The organism is Bradyrhizobium sp. USDA 3650 (genome assembly GCF_054057395.1).
The window spans coordinates 5358810-5374474 of the sequence record NZ_JBSRZG010000001.1; the positions used below are offsets into that span (position 1 = coordinate 5358810).

Annotated in this window: 10 protein-coding genes and 1 pseudogene; 6 read left to right on the forward strand and 5 right to left on the reverse strand. The window is 64.7% G+C overall.

Annotated features, from left to right (window positions below):
- Positions 1-96: 96 nt before the first annotated feature.
- A complete protein-coding gene (locus ACVIN2_RS25105; protein WP_456767608.1) occupies positions 97-495 on the reverse strand; it encodes an MAPEG family protein in 399 nt (132 codons plus the stop codon).
- Between the two features lie 79 nt (positions 496-574).
- Between ACVIN2_RS25105 and hemH the strand changes: the two are divergent.
- From hemH to ACVIN2_RS25125, 4 genes and pseudogenes are all read left to right on the forward strand, one after another.
- Positions 575-1613: pseudogene (gene hemH / locus ACVIN2_RS25110) on the forward strand (ferrochelatase).
- A 25-nt stretch (positions 1614-1638) separates the two neighbouring features.
- Complete coding sequence (locus tag ACVIN2_RS25115; RefSeq protein ID WP_456767609.1) at positions 1639-2616, forward strand: ABC transporter substrate-binding protein; 978 nt, start codon at positions 1639-1641, stop codon at positions 2614-2616.
- A 272-nt stretch (positions 2617-2888) separates the two neighbouring features.
- On the forward strand, positions 2889-3890 hold the full coding sequence (locus ACVIN2_RS25120) for an SPFH domain-containing protein (protein WP_456767610.1): 1002 nt from the start codon (positions 2889-2891) through the stop codon (positions 3888-3890).
- Between the two features lie 97 nt (positions 3891-3987).
- The gene (locus ACVIN2_RS25125; protein WP_007597152.1) at positions 3988-4434 is read left to right on the forward strand and encodes an NfeD family protein; all 447 of its coding nucleotides are present in this window, start codon (positions 3988-3990) and stop codon (positions 4432-4434) included.
- Between the two features lie 166 nt (positions 4435-4600).
- On the opposite strand, the gene ACVIN2_RS25130 is transcribed toward ACVIN2_RS25125, so the two are convergent.
- Positions 4601-4930, reverse strand: a complete 330-nt coding sequence (locus ACVIN2_RS25130) for a winged helix-turn-helix transcriptional regulator (RefSeq protein WP_456767611.1) — start codon at positions 4928-4930, stop codon at positions 4601-4603.
- A gap of 72 nt (positions 4931-5002) precedes the next feature.
- Here ACVIN2_RS25130 and ACVIN2_RS25135 point away from each other — a divergent pair, with 72 nt between their 5' ends.
- Positions 5003-5560 carry a carboxymuconolactone decarboxylase family protein gene (locus tag ACVIN2_RS25135; RefSeq protein ID WP_456767612.1) on the forward strand — a complete coding sequence of 186 codons (558 nt, stop codon included), beginning with the start codon at positions 5003-5005 and terminating at the stop codon, positions 5558-5560.
- Between the two features lie 107 nt (positions 5561-5667).
- Here the strand turns inward: ACVIN2_RS25135 and ACVIN2_RS25140 are convergent, their stop codons facing one another.
- A complete protein-coding gene (locus ACVIN2_RS25140) occupies positions 5668-6675 on the reverse strand; it encodes a KpsF/GutQ family sugar-phosphate isomerase (RefSeq protein ID WP_027565534.1) in 1008 nt (335 codons plus the stop codon).
- Between the two features lie 191 nt (positions 6676-6866).
- Here ACVIN2_RS25140 and ACVIN2_RS25145 point away from each other — a divergent pair, with 191 nt between their 5' ends.
- On the forward strand, positions 6867-8633 hold the full coding sequence (locus ACVIN2_RS25145) for an outer membrane beta-barrel protein (RefSeq protein ID WP_456767613.1): 1767 nt from the start codon (positions 6867-6869) through the stop codon (positions 8631-8633).
- 213 nt (positions 8634-8846) lie between these two features.
- Here the strand turns inward: ACVIN2_RS25145 and ACVIN2_RS25150 are convergent, their stop codons facing one another.
- Together ACVIN2_RS25150 and gltB are read right to left on the reverse strand one after the other, a co-directional pair.
- On the reverse strand, positions 8847-10298 hold the full coding sequence (locus ACVIN2_RS25150) for a glutamate synthase subunit beta (RefSeq protein ID WP_456767614.1): 1452 nt from the start codon (positions 10296-10298) through the stop codon (positions 8847-8849).
- A 145-nt stretch (positions 10299-10443) separates the two neighbouring features.
- Positions 10444-15177, reverse strand: a complete 4734-nt coding sequence (gene gltB / locus ACVIN2_RS25155) for a glutamate synthase large subunit (RefSeq protein ID WP_456767615.1) — start codon at positions 15175-15177, stop codon at positions 10444-10446.
- Positions 15178-15665 lie beyond the last annotated feature (488 nt).

Here is a 15665-nt window from a genome sequence, read left to right on the forward strand (position 1 = left end):
TCCGCATTCACCTCAGCCACTTGTGTACGCGGATAGAACCCCTCATCCGGCGCTTCGCGCCACCTTCTCCCACAAGGGGAGAAGGAAGAAAAAGAGTCACACCGGCAGAAATTGCTTTAACGCTGGCATGAAGAAGATCCCGAGATTGATCGCGAAGCCGATGCTCCAGAGGATGGAGCGCAGCGTCGGGCGGTTGCCGAGATAGGTCAGCACATAGGCGATCCGTACGATCAGGAACAGCACCGCGAGCTCGTCGATCAGCCGCTGCGGCGAATCCCTGTATTCGGCGAGCAGCACCGCAAAGGCGAAGAACGGAAAGGTCTCGATCCCGTTCTGGTGAGCGCCGAGCGCGCGCTGAGCAATGGCGTCCTCGAAGAAGGCTGGATCGCGCGGCCGCGAATTGTCGAAGCCGCGAAATCTGATCCATTTGATCGAGATGATCGTTAAGAGATAGAGCAGCAGCGCCCCGAAAACGCACCATTCCGCCAACGTCATGGTTCTCCCCCTGTGTACTGACCCTAGCGAAACCGCCCCAATCTTGACAAGTTCGGAACAACGCGCGACGCAACGGATCATGATGACAATCGCCCCCAGCCAGACCGCGATGCCGGCCACGCAGCCCGCCCCCTCGCGCGTCGGCGTGCTCCTGGTCAATCTCGGCACGCCTGATACCGCCGACGCGCGCGGCGTGCGGGTCTATCTGAAGGAGTTCCTCTCGGACGCCCGTGTCATCGAGGATCAGGGCTTGATCTGGAAGCTGGTGCTGAACGGCATCATCCTGCGCACCCGCCCCCGCGCCAAGGCGCGCGACTATCTGAAGATCTGGAACACCGAGAAGAACGAGTCGCCGCTCAAGACCATCACGCGCTCGCAGAGCGACAGGCTCGCGGCCATGCTGTCGGACCGCGACCAGGTCACGGTGGAGTGGGGCGATGCGCTATGGTAATCCTTCGATCAAGTCGGGCATCGATGCCCTGATTGCGAAGGGTTGCGATCGCATCCTTGCCGTACCGCTCTATCCGCAATATTCCGCCGCGACGTCGGCCACCGTCTGCGACGAGGTGTTTCGCGTGCTTGCCCGCATGCGCGCGCAGCCGACACTGCGGGTGACGCCGCCTTACTATGAGGACGAAGCCTATATCGAGGCGCTCGCCACCTCGGTCGAGACGCATCTGGCGAGCCTGCCGTTCACGCCGGAGCTGATCGTTGCCTCCTTCCATGGTATGCCGAAGGCCTATGTCGACAAGGGCGATCCCTACCAGGGCCAGTGCGCGGCGACCACCGAGGCGCTGCGCCGCCGGCTCGGCATGGACGAGACAAAGCTGCTGCTGACGTTCCAGTCGCGGTTCGGATTCGACGAGTGGCTGCAGCCCTACACCGACAAGACCATGGAGCGTCTGGCGAAAGAGGGCGTGCGCCGCATCGCGGTGATCACGCCGGGTTTTTCCGCCGACTGCCTGGAGACGCTGGAGGAGATCGCGCAGGAGAATGCCGAGATCTTCAAGCACAATGGCGGCGAGCAGTTTTCCGCGATCCCCTGCCTCAACGACAGCGACCCAGGCATGGATGTGATCCGAACGCTGGTGCTGCGCGAGCTCCAGGGCTGGATATAGTGAGCCTGGATCTGATGGGACCCCCATGAATCGCCGCGAATGCCTGGCGCTTCTTGGGGTGACCGCGTCGCTGCCGACCTCGGTGCTGGCACAGCAAACGAATGCGACGCGCCGGCTCGGCGTGCTCTCGGTTACGGCGGCCGACGATGCGATCGGGCAGACGCGTAGCGCGGTCCTGGTCCAGGCGCTTGCCGGCCATGGCTGGAAGGAGCGCGACAACCTCAAGATCGATTGGCGCAACGGCGGCGGCGACCGCGCACGGATCGCGCAATTCGCCGACGAACTCGTGGCGCTCAAGCCCGACATCCTGCTTGCGGTCGGCACGCCCTCCGTGGAGGAGCTGCGCCGGCGCACGACGACGGTCCCGATCGTTTTCGCCGTCGTCACCGATCCTGTCAGCCAGGGCTTTGTCCAGAATCTCGCCCATCCCGGCGGCAATGTCACCGGCTTCACCGATTACGACGGCCCGCTGGCCGGCAAATGGCTGGAGATGCTGACGCAGGTCACGCCAAGACCGTCCCGTGTGTTCGTGGTCTACAATCCCGCCACCGCGCCGTTCGCGCCCCTGATGCTGCGTACGATCGAGGACGCCGGCCGCGCGCTCGATGTAACGGTGGAGCCCGCGCCGGTCCATGACACGGCCTCGATCGCCGCCCTGGCCTCGCGAAAGGACGGCGGCCTGCTGGTGCTGCCGGACTTCTTCACCATGTCCAACCGCGCGCTTCTGCTGGCGGCGATCAATGACGCGCGCGTGCCGGCGGTGTTCTGGAGCCGCACCTTCGTCGACGAGGGTGGCTTGATGTCCTACAGCACCGACAGCGCCGAGCAGCTCCGCCGCGCCGCCTCCTATATCGATCGCATCCTGATGGGGGCGCGGGCGGCCGACCTGCCGGTCCAAAATCCAACCACGTTCGAGCTGGCGATCAACTTGAAGACGGCCAGGGCGCTCGGCGTCACGCTTTCGCCAAGCCTGCTCGCAACCGCGAACGAAGTCATCGAGTAGGATTTGGCTGCGACCGCCGGCGTGGCCGGATTCGTTAACGTCGTCGCTAGGTCTGCGCCAGCACGCTTTCAAGAGCGCCTCGCAAATACATAATCGCGACCATTCCCTCTCCCGGCGTCTTGTGTAGAATCCTGCCGATGCCGAAATCATCTACGACCGCTGAACACTGAATCCTTTACTGAACGCTTTACTGAACCCTTGGGGTCGTGATCCCGACCAATGACAGCGCGGAAAAGGCCTTTTCCGACAATCTTTCCCGCCTTGGAGGAAATATGAGCGGTTTCGACATTTTCGCAATTGTGCTGGTCTTGCTGGTCATCGTCACGCTGGTTGCCGGCGTGAAAACGGTACCGCAGGGCTATGACTGGACCATCGAGCGGTTCGGCAAATACACCCAGACGCTGAGCCCGGGTCTCAATCTGATCGTGCCCTATTTCGATCGCGTCGGACGCAAGATCAACATGATGGAGCAGGTGATCGACATCCCCGAGCAGGAGGTGATCACCAAGGACAACGCCACCGTGACGGTCGACGGCGTCGCCTTCTTTCAGGTGTTCGACGCCGCCAAGGCGAGCTACGAGGTCTCCAACCTGACCCAGGCCGTCACCGTGCTGACCATGACCAACATCCGTTCGGTGATGGGTTCGATGGATCTCGACCAGGTGTTGTCGCACCGTGACGAAATCAACGAGCGCCTGCTGCGTGTGGTCGATGCCGCCGTCTCGCCCTGGGGCCTCAAGGTCAATCGTATCGAGATCAAGGACATCGTGCCGCCGGCAGACCTCGTCGAAGCCATGGGCCGACAGATGAAGGCCGAGCGCGTCAAACGCGCCGACATCCTTCAGGCTGAAGGTGCGCGCCAGTCCGAGATCCTGCGCGCAGAGGGTGCCAAGCAAGGCCAGATTCTCCAGGCGGAAGGTCGCCGCGAGGCCGCCTTCCGCGACTCCGAAGCGCGCGAGCGGTCGGCGGAAGCCGAGGCCAAGGCGACGCAGATGGTCAGTGAAGCCATCGCCAAGGGCGACGTCGCGGCGCTGAACTATTTTATCGCCGACAAATATATCAAGGCGTTCGGCCAGTTCGCGGACTCGCCGAACCAGAAGATCATCATGCTGCCGATCGAAGCCACCAGCATGCTCGGCTCGCTCGCTGGCATCGGCGAGATCGCGAAAGCCACGTTCGGCGAGAGTGCGGCATCCGCGGCCGCCGCCGCCCGCCGCGGCTCGGTGCCGTCGTCAAGTCCGACGCCGCCGGCGGTGCCGCCGCGGCAGGGCTAAAGCGCATGCCCCGGAAAAGTGGACAGCGGTTTTCCCTCGCGACAAACGCGGAACGCGTTTGCGCGGAGGGCATGCGCCATTTCAAAGAGGTCGTGTCATGACCGACATGTTCGTATCGCTCGGCACCTGGAACTGGCTGATCTTCGGCTTCATCCTGATGGCGCTGGAGGTGCTGGCGCCGGGCGTGTTCCTGTTCTGGCTCGGGCTCGCCGCGCTGCTGGTCGGGCTGATCTCGTTCGGAGTAGCGATATCCTGGCAGATCCAGCTCGTGATGTTCGCGATCTTCGCCGCCGCCGCCGTGCCGGTATGGCGCCGGCTCGCCCGGCCGAAGCCGGATGCAATTGCCGCCAGCCCCTTCCTCAACAAGCGCGCGGATGCGCTGCTCGGCCGCGAGTTCACGCTGGAGAAGCCGATCGTTGACGGCAACGGCACCATGCGCATCGGCGACACCGTCTGGCGCGTCGCAGGTCCTGATACGCCGGCGGGCACGCGTGTGAAGGTGGTGCAGGTCGACGGTGCGAATCTGACGGTGGCGGCGGCTTAGTCTTATCTTACCTCGCCCCGCTTGCGGGGAGAGGTCGGATTGCATCGAAGATGCAATCCGGGTGAGGGGGAGCCTCGGCGAAGGCAGCTGTCACAGAATTTGCGGAGGCAGCCCCTCACCCCAACCCTCTCCCCGTAAGAACGGGGAGAGGGAGATGACCGGCGTCTCAGCTCTTTTTCCACCGCTCCGCAAACCTATGCAGCGGCATGAACGTCTCGCACAATTCCCGCCCCAGCGCCGTCAGCCCGTAACCGCCGGCTTCGCCCAGCTCCACGAACCCGGCCTCGCGCAAATCGTCCAGCCGCACCTGCAACACCGTCGGCGAGGCCTCGTCGCAGGCCGCTCGCAATGCGCGCGAGGTGAGGGGGGCGTCGCGCAGCTCCCACAGGATTCGCAGGCTCCAGCGTCGTCCCAGGAGGTCGAGCAGCACCATGACCGGCCGCGCGGTGCGCGAGCCACGGACGCCGCGCGATCTCGAAGTGGTCTGTTTCGCCATCGTCGTCCTCTTGCGTGATGCTACAAATAGTGTAGCGTACTGCTACAATAAATGTAGCAAGAGAGGCGGCCGATGTCCCAGGCCACACCGCGTATTGCCCCGCTCACCCCGCCTTATCCCCCAGAGATCCAGGCGCAGTTCGACCGCATCATGCGCGGTGCGCCGCCGCTGCTGCTGTTCCGGATGATGGCGGGCCACACCCGCGCCTGGGACAAGTTTCGCGCCGGCGGCCTGCTCGATCCCGGCCCGCTGTCGTTGCGCCAGCGCGAGATCGTGATCGACCGTACCTGCGCGCTGAACAAATGCGAATATGAATGGGGCGTGCATGTCGCGATCTTCGCCGCGCCGGCGGGGTTCAGCGCGGCGGAGGTGCGGGCGACCGTGCAGGGCGATGCGGCGTCGTCGTGCTGGTCCCCGGCCGAGCAGGCGCTGATCGCCGCCGTCGACGCGCTGCATCACCGCGCGACCTTTGACGACGCCGAGTTCGCCGCGCTGTCGGCGCATTACGACGAGGCGCAGATCCTGGAGATCATGCTGCTCTGCGGCTTCTACCGCACGGTGTCGTATCTGGCGAACGGGCTACGGCTTCCGCTGGAAGAAACGGCGGCGCGGTTTCCAGCGCCGCTCTAACCGCCGTCATTGCGAGGAGCTCTTGCGACGAAGCAATCCAGGATGCTTCCGCGGTGACAGTCTGGATTGCTTCGCTGCGCTCGCAATGACGGAGGAGAAGGGCGGCGCTACGCCACGCCCGCCCGCAGCAGATCGTGCAGATGCACAATGCCCACCACCTTGTCCGCCTCGGTCACGACCAGCGTCGTGATCTTGCGGGTGTTCAGCACCTCGATCATCTCGGTGGCGAGCATCGAGGGCGGCACGGTCTTTGGCTGCCTGGTCATGATGTCGTCGACCGACGCCGCCAGCAGGTCCGGCCGCATCTGGCGGCGCAAATCGCCATCGGTGATGATGCCGACGGCCTCGACCGCATCGTTGACGATGCAGACGCAGCCGAGACCCTTGGCCGACATCTCCATCACCGCGTCCGACATCTTGGTGCCGAGCGGCTTGACCGGGATCTCCGCACCCGTGCGCATGTAGTCGCGGACGAATTTCAGCATCGCCCCTAACTTGCCGCCGGGGTGGAAATGCGCGAACTCCAGCGCGGTGAAGCCGCGGCCTTCGAGCAGCGCGATCGCGATGGCATCGCCGATCGCGGCCTGCATCAGGGTCGAGGTGGTCGGCGCCAGATTGTGCGGGCAGGCCTCGCGCGCCTTCGGCAGCTCGATCACGATGTCGGCGGCTTGTCCCAGCGAGGACGCCGCGTTCGACGTCACCGCGATCATGGGAATGGCGAACCGGGCCGAATAGTTCACCAGCGTCTTCATCTCCGGCTGCTCGCCGGACCAGGACAGCGCCATGATGACATCGTCGGGCGTGATCATGCCGAGGTCGCCATGACCGGCTTCGGCAGCGTGGACGAAGAAGGCGGGCGTGCCGGTCGAGGCCAGCGTTGCCGCGATCTTGCGGCCCATATGACCCGACTTGCCGAGCCCGGTGACGATGACGCGGCCCTTTGCGTTGCGGATCAGATCGACCGCCTTGGCGAAGCTCGCGCCAAGCGGGCCGCGCAGGGCGGCGGCGAGCGCGTTGATGCCGCCGCTTTCCGTTTCCAGGGTGCGGAGTGCGGATTCGACACTGTCGGGAATGGGGCCGGATGATTGGGTCATCAGCGGTTTCGAACTCGGCATGTTCTGGTCCAGGGAGGAGGGGTGTTTGCCCGTTGGCGTCTGCTTAGCACGCCAGGGCCTTCGAGGCGACGAGGGCTCCCCAGCCCTCAACCGGTCGTTAACCATAATTGTTTTAACTCCATTAACGATAGTTCCTGCCGATCGGTGGGGACAATCGCGAAAGTGTTTGATTTCGTTGGAGTTCTTCCATCGTGGGGTCGTCTCCAGGCACGAGCCGGAGCAAACGCGCGCATTTCCTGCGCGCGGCTTTGCCGTGCTTTGCGCTGACGGTCCTTGGAAGCGCCCCCGGAGCCGCCCAGAGCCTCACCCCCGACCTGTTCAGTCCCAACCGCGGTGGCTTCGCCTCGCCCGACACGCTCCCGACGCGCCGCACCGCGGGCGTGCCGCAGGCACCGTCGGATGCGCTGCCGACGTTGCCCGATCCCAATGCCGATTTGCGCAAGCGCCAGCAGGCGCCGGCGCGCCCAGGCCAGACCCCGAACAACCAAAATCCGACCAACCAGGTCCCGATCTACGGCCTGCCCGCAGCCAATGGCGCCAGCGCCTCCGGCTACGATTCGCTCAACCGTAAGCGACAGCAGCCCAAGCTCCATCCCGGACAGCCGAAGCCGAAGCGTCCGGTCGGACCCGGCTCGCCGGTGCCGCCGGCAACGCCGGAGCGAACGCTCGGTCCGCCACGCATCGCGCCGCCGCCGTCCGAGACCGCGCACAAGACACCGGTCCCGCCGGCACTGGCCGGCAACGTGCCCGGCCAGCCGCTGCGCCGCCGCCTCAAGCTCGACGAGGATGCGTTCGGCGCGGTCGGCGACTATGCCGGCAGCTTCCTGATCAAGGGGGGGCTCGAACTCTCCACCGGCTACGACACCAACCCGGCGCGTTTGAACAAGCCGGTCGGCTCGCCGGCCTATGTCGTTGCGCCCGACCTGCTCGTGGCGTCCGATTGGGAGCGCCACGCGCTGGTCGCGGATCTGCGCGGCTCGTTCTCGGGCTACACCAACAACATGCCGGCGACGATCGACGGCTTTGCCTCGCCCTCGCCGGTCGAGGTCGACCGCCCCGACTTCAACGGCCACATCGACGGCCGCATCGACGTCAATCGCGATCTCAAGCTGACCACGCAGCTGCGCCTGCGGCTCGCCACCGATAATCCCGGCAGCCCGAACGTGCAGGCCGGCCTGCAGAAATATCCTGTTTACGCGACCTATGGCACGACCGTCGGCTTCGACCAGACCTTCAACCGATTCCAGGTCGCGGCCGGCGCCACCGCGGATCGCACCGCCTACACCAACTCAAAACTCACCGACGGCTCGACCTTCAGCAACGATGACCGCGACTTCAACCAGTATGGCGGCGTGGGGCGCTTCTCCTACGAGCTGAAGCCGGGCCTGAAGCCGTTCGTCGAGATCCAGGGCGACACCCGCGTCCACGACCAGGCCGCCGACCGCAACGGCTTCTTCCGCGATTCGAACGGCGGCTACGCCAAGGTCGGCACGTCCTTCGAGTTCTCGCGCATCCTCACCGGCGAGGTCTCGGTCGGCTATTCCGCGCGCAACTATGTCGATCCGCGCCTCAGCCAGCTCGCGGGCTTCCTGACCTCGGGCTCGCTGATCTGGAATGCAAGCGGCCTGACCACGGTGAAATTCGCCACCGACACGCAGATCGCCGAGACCACCATCCCCGGCTCCTCCGGCGTGCTGGTGCACACCTACGCCGCCGAAGTCGATCACGACTTCCGCCGCTGGCTTACGGCCGTGGGCAAGTTCACCTACGGCACCTACGACTACCAGGGCCAGAATCGCAACGACAAGACCTACTCGTTCGAAAGCAATCTGATCTACAAGCTCAACCGCAACATCTGGATCAAGGGCACGCTGCGCCACGACATCCTGGATTCGAACCAGCCGGGGTCAAGCTCGCAGGGGACGGTGGTGATGGTGGGGGTGAGGTTGCAGAATTAGCGGGCACCTGACCGTAGGCTCCTAATGAAGCCAAACCTCAGCTGTCGTCCTGGCGAAAGCCAGGACCCATTACCCCAGGAGTGATTTGGCGAAGACTGATCGCTCGGGATTAGCGCCGTCTACCATCGAGAGATTCCGCGGTATGGGTCCTGGCTTTCGCCAGGACGACAGCGGATTGTTTGTCTGCCTTAAGCGGTGGCAGCTCGCCCCAACTCAGCGCGGCAGATCCGTCTTCCCCATCAAAAACGTATCGATCGACCTGGCGCACAGCCGGCCCTCGCGGATGGCCCAGACCACCAGCGATTGGCCGCGGCGCATGTCGCCGGCGGTGAACACGTTCGGGCGCGAGGTCTGATAGTCGAGCGTGTTGGCCTTGACGTTGCCGCGCGGGTCGAGCTCGACCGAGAGCATCTTGAGCAGTCCTTCGTGCACGGGATGGACGAAGCCCATCGCGAGCAGGACGAGGTCGGCGTCGAGTTCGAACTCGGTGCCGGCGATCGGCTTGAACTTGTCGTCGACGCGCACGCAATGCAGCTTCTTCACCTTGCCGTTCTCGCCGGTGAACTTCTGCGTCAGCACGGCGAATTCGCGGACCGCGCCTTCGGCCTGGCTGGAGGACGTCCGCATCTTGAGCGGCCAGTTCGGCCAGGTGAGGCCCTTGTTCTCGTGCTCCGGCGGGGCGGGCATGATCTCGAGCTGGGTCACGGAGAGCGCGCCCTGGCGCAACGAGGTGCCGATGCAGTCGGATCCGGTGTCGCCGCCGCCGATGACGACGACATGCTTGCCGGCGGCCAGAATCTCCTGGACGCCGCCCAGCGGTTCCTCGGACACGCGGCGGTTCTGCTGCGGCAGGAAGTCCATCGCGTAGTGGATGCCGGCAAGGTCGCGGCCGGGGATCGGCAGGTCGCGCGGGGCTTCGGCGCCGCCGGTCAGCGCCACGGCGTCGTACTCGTTGAGCATCTCGCGCGGATCGACATTGCCGTCGACGCCGACATGGCTGTTGTAGTGGAACGTGACGCCTTCGCCTTCCATCTGCGCGACGCGGCGGTCGATGACGTTCTTTTCCATCTTGAAGTCGGGGATGCCGTAGCGCAGCAGGCCGCCGGCCTTGGCGAACTTCTCGAACAGATGCACGTCGTGGCCGGCGCGCGCGAGCTGCTGCGCGCAGGCCATGCCGGCCGGACCCGAGCCGATCACCGCGACCTTCTTGCCGGTCTTCACGGTCGCCACTTCCGGCTTCAGCCAGCCATTGTCCCAGGCGCGGTCGACGATCGCGCATTCGATGGTCTTGATGGTGACGGGGTTGTCGTCGATGTTGAGCGTGCAGGAGGCTTCACACGGCGCTGGACAGATGCGTCCCGTGAACTCCGGGAAATTGTTGGTCGAGTGCAGATTGCGCGAGGCTTCTTCCCAGTTGCCCTGATAGACGAGGTCGTTCCAGTCCGGGATCTGGTTGTTGACCGGGCAGCCGGGCGTGCCGGGCGCGACCGAGCCGGTGCCGTGGCAATAGGGAATGCCGCAGTTCATGCAGCGCGCGGCCTGGTCGCGCGTTTCCTTCTCGGAGAGGGGAACGACGAACTCGTGGAAATGCTTCACGCGCTCGGCGACCGGGGTGTACTTGCGGTCATGCCGTTCGATTTCGAGAAAACCCGTGATCTTGCCCATTAAACCCGAAGTCCCTGCCGCTTAAATTCGTTGTGTTTCTCTCTCGTCGTCATTGCGAGGAGCGTGAGCTTCGAAGCAATCCAGTCCGCATCAGAGGAGAAAGTCTGGATTGCTTCGCTACGCTCGCAATGACGGGGTGTGATGCTCAGGCCCCGATCGCGATTTTCGGCTCGGCGTCCGCGTTGGCGGCCATCTCGCGCAGCGCGCGCCGGTATTCGACCGGCATCACCTTGCGGAATTTGGGCAGCCAGTCCTTCCAGTTGGCCAGGATGTCGGCGGCACGCCTGGAGCCGGTTGCCTTGGCATGGCGCGTGATCAGGACGTGCAACCGCTCGACGTCGGAGGCGAGCAGGTCCTTGAACACGTCGACCCGGCCGTGCGCCTCGAGGTCACCGGAGTGGTGATAGGTGCCGGCGTTGATCAGCTCTTCCGACAGCACCGGCTCGAGCTCGACCATCGCCATGTTGCACAGCCTGTCGAAGTCGCCGGTCTCGTCCAGCACATAGGCGATGCCGCCGGACATGCCGGCCGCGAAGTTGCGCCCGGTCTTGCCGAGCACGACCACGATGCCGCCGGTCATGTATTCGCAGCAATGGTCGCCTGCGCCCTCGACCACCGCCACGGCGCCGGAATTGCGCACGGCAAAACGCTCGCCGGCGATGCCGCGGAAGTAGCACTCGCCTTGAATGGCGCCGTACATCACGGTGTTGCCGACGATGATGCTCTCTTCCGGCACGATGCCGCTGTTGGCCGGCGGCTTGACGATGATCTTGCCGCCCGAGAGGCCCTTGCCGACATAGTCGTTGGCTTCGCCTTCGAGCTCGAAGGTGACGCCTTGCGCCAGCCACGCGCCGAAGGCCTGGCCGGCGGTACCCTTGAGGCTGACATGGATGGTCTCATGCGGCAGGCCGGCATGGCCGTAGATCTTGGCGACCGCACCCGACAGCATCGCGCCCGCGGAGCGGTTGGTGCTGTTGATCTTGGCCTCGATCTTCACCGGCGCACCGCGGTCGAGCGCAGGCGTCGCCTGCTCGATCAGCGTGCGATCGAGCACCGCTTCCAGATGATGGTTCTGGCGCTCGGAGTGATAGATCTTCTGGCCCTTCTCTTCCTTCTGCTTGACGAACAGCTTCGAGAAGTCGAGGCCCTTGGCCTTCCAGTGCGCGACCAGCTTGGTCTGGTCGAGCAGCTGCACCTGGCCGATCATCTCGTTGAAGCTGCGGAAGCCGAGCGAGGCCATGAGCTCGCGGACCTCCTCGGCGACGAAGAAGAAGTAGTTGATCACATGCTCGGGCTGGCCGGTGAAGCGCTTGCGCAGGACGGGGTCCTGGGTCGCGACGCCGACCGGGCAGGTGTTGAGATGGCACTTGCGCATCATGATGCAGCCGGCCGCGATCAAGGGCGCGGTGGCGAAGCCGAACTCGTCGGCGCCGAGCAGCGCGCCGATCACGACGTCACGGCCGGTGCGGAAGCCGCCGTCGACCTGGACCACGATGCGGCTGCGCAGCCGCTCTCGCACCAGCGTCTGGTGGGTTTCGGCGAGGCCGATCTCCCAGGGGCTGCCGGCGTGCTTGATCGAGGTTAGCGGCGAAGCGCCGGTGCCGCCCTCGAAGCCCGCGATGGTGACATGGTCGGCGCGCGCCTTGGCGACGCCCGCCGCCACCGTGCCGACGCCGATCTCCGAGACGAGCTTGACCGAGACCGCGCCGTCCGGGTTGACGTTCTTGAGGTCGTAGATGAGCTGCGCCAGATCCTCGATCGAGTAGATGTCGTGGTGCGGCGGCGGCGAGATCAGGCCGACGCCAGGCGTCGAATGCCGGACCTTGGCGATGGTCGCGTCGACCTTGTGGCCGGGCAATTGGCCGCCTTCGCCGGGCTTGGCGCCCTGCGCCATCTTGATCTGCATCATGTCGGAGTTGACGAGATACTCCGTGGTGACGCCGAAGCGGCCCGAGGCGACCTGCTTGATTGCCGAGCGCATGCTGTCGCCGTTCGGCAGCGGCTTGAAACGGTCGGCTTCCTCGCCGCCTTCGCCGGTGTTCGACTTGCCGCCGATCCGGTTCATGGCGATCGCGAGCGTGGTGTGCGCCTCGCGCGAGATCGAGCCGAAGCTCATCGCGCCGGTGGCGAAACGCTTGACGATGTCCTTGGCCGGCTCGACCTGGTCGAGCGGTATCGGCTTGCGCTTCTCTTCGTCCGCGTTCTTGATCCGGAACAGGCCGCGTAGCGTCAGGAGATGCTCCGACTGCTCGTTGAGGATCTTCGCGAAGGCGCGGTAGCGTTCCAGCGAATTGCCGCGCGCGGCGTGCTGCAGCAGCCCCACCGACTCGGCGGTCCATGCATGGTCCTCGCCGCGGCTGCGATAGGCATATTCGCCGCCGACATCGAGCGAAGTCTTGTAAACGAGCGCATCGCCGAACGCGTCGGCATGACGGCGCACCGCCTCTTCGGCGATCTCGCCAAGACCGACGCCCTCGACGCGGGTATGCGTGCCGGCGAAGAATTTTCCGACGAATTCCGCCTTCAGGCCGATGGCGTCAAAGATCTGCGCGCCGCAATAGGACTGGTAGGTCGAGATGCCCATCTTGGACATCACCTTGAGCAGGCCCTTGCCGATCGACTTGATATAGCGCTTGACGATTTCGTAGTCGTCGAGCGAGCCGGGCAGGCGGTCCTTCATCGCGATGATGGTCTCGAACGCCAGATAAGGATTGATCGCTTCCGCGCCGTAGCCGGCGAGACAGGCGAAGTGATGCACTTCGCGCGGCTCGCCGGATTCGACGACAAGGCCGACCGAGGTGCGCAATCCCGTGCGGATCAAATGATGATGCACGGCGGCGCAGGCCAGCAGCGACGGGATCGGAACCCGATCGGTGCCGACCATGCGGTCGGACAGGATGATGATGTTGACGCCCTCGCGCACTGCGCTCTCGGCGCGTGCGCAGAGCTCGTCCAGCACCTGGTCCATGCCGGCCGCGCCGAGGCCGGCGTGGAAGGTGGTGTCCAGCGTGCGCGACTTGAAGTGCGACTCGGCGACCTCGGAGATCGAGCGGATCTTTTCGAGGTCCGCGTCAGTCAGAATCGGCTGGCGCGCTTCGAGACGCTTGGTGGTGGCAAGCCCTTGCAGGTCGAACAGGTTCGGCCGCGGTCCGATGATGGAGACGAGGCTCATCACCAGCTCCTCGCGGATCGGGTCGATCGGCGGGTTGGTGACCTGCGCAAAGTTCTGCTTGAAGTAGGTGAACAGCGGCTTGGCCTTGGCCGACAGCGCCGAGATCGGCGTGTCGTTGCCCATCGAGCCTGCGGCTTCCTCGCCGGTTGAGGCCATCGGCGTCATCAGAATGGTGATGTCTTCCTGGCTGTAGCCGAACGCCTGCTGGCGATCGAGCAGCGACAGGTTGGAGCGCACGCCGGTGGTCGGCACCTTCGGCAGCTCTTCCAGCACGATCTGGGTCCGCTCCAGCCACTCCGTGTAGGGATGGCTTCTGGCGAGCTCGGCCTTGATCTCGTCGTCGGGGATGAGGCGGCCCTGCTCGAGGTCGACCAGCAGCATCTTGCCGGGCTGCAAGCGCCACTTGGTGATGATCTGGTCCTCGGGAATCGTCAGCACGCCCATCTCGGACGCCATCACGATGCGGTCGTCCTTGGTGACGAGATAGCGCGCCGGCCGAAGGCCGTTGCGGTCCAGCGTGGCGCCGATCTGGCGGCCGTCGGTGAAGGCGATCGCAGCGGGGCCGTCCCACGGCTCCATCAGGGCGGCATGATATTCGTAAAAGGCGCGGCGCTTCTCATCCATCAAGGGATTGCCGGCCCACGCCTCCGGAATCATCATCATGACGGCGTGCGGCAGCGAGTAGCCGCCCTGCACCAGGAATTCCAGCGCGTTGTCGAAGCAGGCGGTGTCCGACTGGCCTTCGTAGGAGATCGGCCAGAGCCGGTTGATGTCCTTGCCATACAGCTCGGAGCTCACCGAGGCCTGGCGCGCCGCCATCCAGTTGACGTTGCCGCGCAGCGTGTTGATCTCGCCGTTATGCGCGATCATGCGGTACGGATGCGCCAGCGACCACGCCGGGAAGGTGTTGGTCGAGAAGCGCTGGTGAACGAGCGCCAGCGCGCTCTCGAAGTCCTTTTCGTGCAGATCGGGATAGTACTTGCCGAGCTGGTCGGCGAGGAACATGCCCTTGTAGATCACGGTGCGGCAGGACATCGAGCACGGATAATAGCCGGCGAGGCCGCGGTCGCGACGCTGATAGATCGCTTGCGAGATCGACTTGCGCAGGATGTAAAGCCGGCGCTCGAAATCGTCCTCGGTCTTGGCGGTGCCGTTGCGGCCGATGAACACCTGCATGCAGGCGGGCTCGGTCGGCTTCACGGTGACGCCGAGCGAGGAATTGTCGGTCGGCACGTCGCGCCAGCCGAGCAGCGTCAGGCCCTCTTCCTTGATCTGGTCGGCGATGATGCTCTTGATGACGTTGCGCCAGGCGGTGTCGCGCGGCATGAACAACGCGCCGATGGCGTATTCGCCGGGATTGGGCAGTGCGAAGCCGAGCTCCTTCGCCTTGCGGCTGAAGAAAGCGTGCGGGATCTGCACCAGAATGCCGGCGCCGTCACCGGCGCGCGGGTCGGCGCCGACGGCGCCGCGGTGCTCGAGGTTGCAGAGGATGCTGAGCGCGTCCGCGACGATCTCGTGGGACTTCTGGCCCTTGATGTTGGCGATGAAGCCGACGCCGCAGGAATCTTTTTCCAGGCTCGGATCGTAGAGACCTACGGCCGGCGGCCGTGAATTGTGTTCCTGAATCGGATCGGTCGTTTTCGAGGCGACCGTCGCCGACAGTTGTTCTGCCACGATGTTTCCGCGCTCGACTTGCGACCCGTTCATGTTCTCGTCCTCTCCATGCGGCAAGCTGCCTCACCGCCATCTTCGGCGCACCTTGGGCGTCCCGCGGCACCCGCTTCTGGGTCACCGCTCGTCCGCTTGCGAGCCGCATTTTCTTAAATTCAGGCCAAGGCGTTCTTCGTCCCCGAGAACGGCTTTGCCTGTTGCCTTCTTGGCGCTCGAAAGCACCGACTTTCGTTGCAATCCCTATGCCGGAACCGCAAGCAAAATTGAGACAGTCTTCCTGTCCTAACCGTCACCTTGCCAAATTTTTGTCTATCACACAAGCGCGCGCAAGTCCCGATTCCCCATAGATCAATCAATCGCTTTCCAAAAGTTGCGCGGCCCCGCTTTTGAAGCAAACGCGCCCTGATCCGGCCCCGCCGACGCCGGAATCCCCAATGAAGCTTCGGATCAACCCTTCGGAAGCCGCGCCACGCCGCAAGAAGCGAAAGAGCGCGATCCATCCGGGGGCCTGACAGGAGCGTCTC